At 43.0% G+C, this 4,570-nt stretch carries 3 protein-coding genes and 1 pseudogene; all 4 read right to left on the bottom strand.

The window, feature by feature from the left end:
- Nucleotides 1–412 precede the first annotated feature (412 nt).
- Nucleotides 413–688, bottom strand: a pseudogene (locus tag NNN64_RS22425) (GntR family transcriptional regulator); the annotation flags it as partial.
- Nucleotides 689–868: 180 nt separating this feature from the next.
- Nucleotides 869–1,696, bottom strand: a complete 828-nt coding sequence (locus NNN64_RS22420) for a YggS family pyridoxal phosphate-dependent enzyme (protein ID WP_271442830.1) — start codon at nucleotides 1,694–1,696, stop codon at nucleotides 869–871.
- A 109-nt stretch (nucleotides 1,697–1,805) separates the two neighbouring features.
- Nucleotides 1,806–2,978 (bottom strand): cystathionine beta-lyase, encoded by a 1,173-nt coding sequence (gene metC / locus NNN64_RS22415; RefSeq protein WP_271442829.1) that lies wholly within the window; start codon nucleotides 2,976–2,978, stop codon nucleotides 1,806–1,808.
- Between the two features lie 41 nt (nucleotides 2,979–3,019).
- The gene (locus NNN64_RS22410; RefSeq protein WP_271442828.1) at nucleotides 3,020–4,297 is read right to left on the bottom strand and encodes an amino acid permease; all 1,278 of its coding nucleotides are present in this window, start codon (nucleotides 4,295–4,297) and stop codon (nucleotides 3,020–3,022) included.
- Between the last annotated feature and the right edge of the window lie 273 nt (nucleotides 4,298–4,570).

The raw sequence follows: 4,570 nt of genomic DNA, 5'->3' as shown, positions 1-4,570 counted from the left end.
ACATTTGATTCTGATTCGTTTGGAGAAACGGATGATTTTGAATCACTGTCGATAGTAGCCAGTTGACGGCCAGTGTCAACGATTCCCGCCAGATTCTGCCATCCTTACCATTGGTGCGCATAATGTATATTATGTTAAATATCCTACAGCATCCAATAACTTCATCTTCAACAGCTGCCTCCCAATAAATCAACACGTTACAGATTTATGACCGACATCCCTTTTCTTTCCTTATGTTCATTATACAGTTACTTCATATCCCTTGTGAATGTAAGGCCAATAATGTACTCACTCATGCAACTCCGTGTTGCTCACAAACGCCAGTGGATTTTGATGGACACGGTCACCTGTCTGCCATTGTTGATCCCACTCCGCTATCACCTAGACAAAATCATTACACCCTGCTCTTCTGGAAATTTGAACGTACTACATCAGTGGCCACAGCATGCTGGTCAATCCCGTGACCGTAGGGCAATGATATTTCCCTGACAAACGTCCCTCTTCCTGTTTCACCACTGACCAGACCCATAGCTTCCAGTTCGCTGTAAACTCGAGTCGCTGTAGCCAGAGAGATATGTTCCTGAGCAGAGAGTGCCCTGTGCGTCGGCAGACGCGTACCGGAAGGGATATCTTCGTTTTGGATCCTGTCTGCGAACATATCCACGATGGATTTATAGCGTGCGTTCATCAAATGTATCTATGACAATAATTTGATTGTATTGAATTGTTAAGCGTACCATCCGCCTCACAAACGCTCAAGCCTGCGGGCGACAAATAGAAAGTGTGGTTGGCAGTGGTGGTTAGTTACGAAGAGGCCAGAAGAAATATGTTATCCCTGTGCTGGCCTCTAAATGGACATGGTCGCTGTTTAATACTCCTTTGGCCAGTAATGCTCGTCTGGCAGGGCACGGGCACCAAATATCGCCTGACCTACTCTGACAACCGTTGCTCCTTCCTCAATCGCTATTTCAAAATCACCAGACATCCCCATGGAAAGTTCAGTCAGGTTCACCCCTTGTGGAGTGTCATTCTGAAGCTGGTCACGCAGGCATCTTAGCCGAGAAAAACACATTCTGATTCTTTCTGGCTGACTACTGAATTCGGCAAGTGTCATAAGACCTTTGACTCTCAGCGTCTGATAAGGGGCAAGATGCTGGATAAATTCAGGCACAGCTTCGGGAGCAAGTCCGTACTTGCTTTCTTCTTCGGAAGTATTTACCTGTACAAAAACATCCAGGCCCTTACCCTCTTTCTGAAGATGCTTGTCCAGTGCTTCAGCAATTCTTAAGTTATCAAGTGCCTGAAATTCTGAAGCAAAATGAGCGACGTATTTGGCTTTGTTTGTCTGAAGATGTCCTATTATCGACCACTGGAGGTCGGTCAAATCAGACAGATTTTGAGCTTTACTCCAGGCTTCTTGTATTTTGTTTTCGCCAAGATATCGGCACCCTGCTTTATAGGCCATTCTGATATGATCGGTATCCATCGTTTTGGATACCGGCAATAACCGGACTTCTGAAGGAGATCTGTTCACTCTTATGCAGGCATCCTTGATACGCATGTTTACTGCATACAGATTCGCCGTAAGGTCGCTCACACTTAGCGCGCGCGGCCATTTACCATGCTTTTCATATAAAGGTTTCGTTTCCAAAGCGGACTCTTTTGTGCGGCTCTTTTGAGTATTTTCGTTACTCATAAGCGTTTCCTCTGTAGTTAAGGTAGCCGGAGATAAGCCAGGAGTAATCATCAGTGGATGAAAGACTAAAACAAAGACCACCAACTGATGGTCTATGTTGTCGGTGGAATTACCTGAAAGCACTGAGTCTATCCAGACCCTGGCGGAGATCAGTCATTAGGTCTTCCACATTCTCCAGACCTATCTGGAGGCGTATGGTGAGCCCTTCCGGGTTCCATTTTGTTGCCGTCCTGTAGTCGGCGCAGTTAAAAGGAACCACGAGGCTCTCAAATCCTCCCCACGAATAACCCATGCCAAATATTTTCATATTATCAAGCATGTAACTCAGTGCTTCTTTTGAAAAACCAGGTTTGAACACGACAGAGAACAGACCAGATGACCCTTTAAAGTCACGCTTCCAGATTTCGTGTCCAGGGCATCCCTCAAAAGCAGGATGCAGAATACGTGACACTTCAGGTTGTTCAGAAAGCCAGTTTGCTACTTCCAGAGCTCGCCGTTCGGCTTCCTTAAGACGAATATGCATAGTGCGCAGCCCACGCAGAGCCAGGAAGCAGTCTTCCGCACCAGGCAGCATTGCCATACTGTCATACATAGCACGTAAAGCAGGCCAGGTTTCAGCATTGGCACTCACCAGGCCCATCAGTAAATCTGAGTGGCCACTCAGATATTTGGTGCCTGCTTCGACTGACAAATCACAACCATGCTCATGTGCTTTAAAGAAGATAGGTGTGGCCCAGGTATTATCAATAATGGTTTTAATACCCCTTTGCTTTGCAAGACGAGTCAGCAATGGTACATCCTGGATCTCGAAGGACTGAGAGCCAGGCGATTCCAGAAAGAGCGTTGATGTATTAGTACGAAACAGCTCAACGATATTTTCGCCAACCAGTGGATCGTAGTAAGTGATTTCTACACCAAATTTTTCGAGAAAGACCTTACAGAAATTACGAGTGGGATTATAGACACTGTCGGGCATTAACAGATGGTCGCCGCTTTTCAACGTGGTCATTAGCGCCAGAGCCACGGCTCCTAATCCCGACGGGGACATCACCGTTCCTTCAGCCCCAGACAACTCACTCCAGGCATCTTCCAGACTTTTTATTGTTGGCGTCCCTAAGGTGCCATACCAAAATTTGGCTTTATTATTCTGCAGCGAATCTACTGTATCAAATACTACGGTTGAACCACGATAGATTGGCGTGTTGACGAAACCATACTGGTCATGAACATCTCGCCCAAGTCTTGTAAGTTTAGTTTCAACTTTAAAAGTATCTTTTGACATAATAACCTCTTTAAAATTTATTTTCCTGGCTGTAGACAGACTTACTCTAAGAATTTCAATAAAGGTGAAATACAAAGCAGTAATCCAAAGAATGCGACGTAGTAGTTAGTCCATGAATGTAAATCGGCTAACTGCTTTACCTTTCGCACAAGAATGAAAGGAACCAAGCACGATACGAACCCGTAAATCGGCCCCTCTAATTGTAGGAGAAACATAATAGAAAAATTAGATGTAACCCAAATCGACAAACCCAATGCGGTTACAATGATAATTATAGCTGACAAGATTTTTAGATTAACTTCCTTGTCTGTTTTAAACCGTGAGTACATATTGATGATTAGCCCCATCATTGCTTCCTTATAGCCTAGATAGGTACTCAGGAACGCAGTGATGAAGGCAAAAACACTTAATAAGACGGACATGATATGCAGCAATTTACCAGGAATGACTTGTGAAGCAATACCCATTGCTGAAATATTCTGATGCAATGCTGAAGTCGCTTCTGCATGAGAGATGGAAAAACTGAACGAAAATGCAAAAAATATTGCAGCAATAGCCAAGACGATAAATGCTATACGACTCGCACGTACAGCTCGGTAAGTAGCTATATAGGGATCGGACTCAACCTTTCGGTATGCGATATTCATCGGATTCAATAATTGGGCAAAAAATATTGAATAAAATGTGAATGGTAGGGTCAGAACCACATCCCTTACAAAAGGAAGAAAATCAGTCATCGGTGCGATATTGCTGGATTTCCAGTGAGGTATCATCACCAATCCCAGCAATACTATGATTGATAGCTTAACAACGATCATCGGGCCAGCCACTTTGAAAAGCAGCTTTTCCCCTCTGTTTGCTAATAAAATCATGACAATAATGATAGCAAAGCCATACCATAAATACTGAGACATATTTTCATCAGCTAAATGAAAACTTTGAAGGTATGCAGCACTGTCATTCACTATTCCCATAGAATAATTGAGCATTCCTACCAACAGCATAACGAAATATGCAATACCAAGAACGCCTCCCCAGTTAACACCAAGATACTGAGTGATTATGCTTGCATAATTATCGCATGTTTTTACCTTAGTTAAGGTTTTAAGGTATAGATCCTGCATATAATATAAAGCTGTATAGCTGATTAAGATAGCAACAATAAATACCCAGATACCTTTTACTCCAATCTGGATTGGCATGAATGTAATACCAGCCCCAATTGCCATACCAATACACAGAATAACCCAACCCAAATCATAACTTGTAAACGGGACTTTTAGCCTTTGTTCGGTTTTCACACTGTCTTGTAGGGACATAGCATACTCCAAAAAATTCTCTCGAAAGCAGAATGGTTATCTATCAGTCATGTGTCCAGCGATACTTGCGCCGTGACATAAAATTAAATGCCGCGTGTTTCTGATTTTATTTTCATTTGCACGCTGATTGCATTGACAGAATGGCCTCGGCAGGAGATGTGAACAATTAAGACGATACTAAAATGTGATGCATTTAAAAGATCTGCGAATTTAATGAATAGAAGATGTATCACTTGTGAATTTTATGAATAAATACTAGCGACAGTAGAAATA

Origin of the sequence: Citrobacter sp. Igbk 14 (assembly GCF_028069825.1) — a bacterium.
Lineage (GTDB): Bacteria > Pseudomonadota > Gammaproteobacteria > Enterobacterales > Enterobacteriaceae > Citrobacter.
This window is presented reverse-complemented; position numbering and strand designations above follow the sequence as displayed.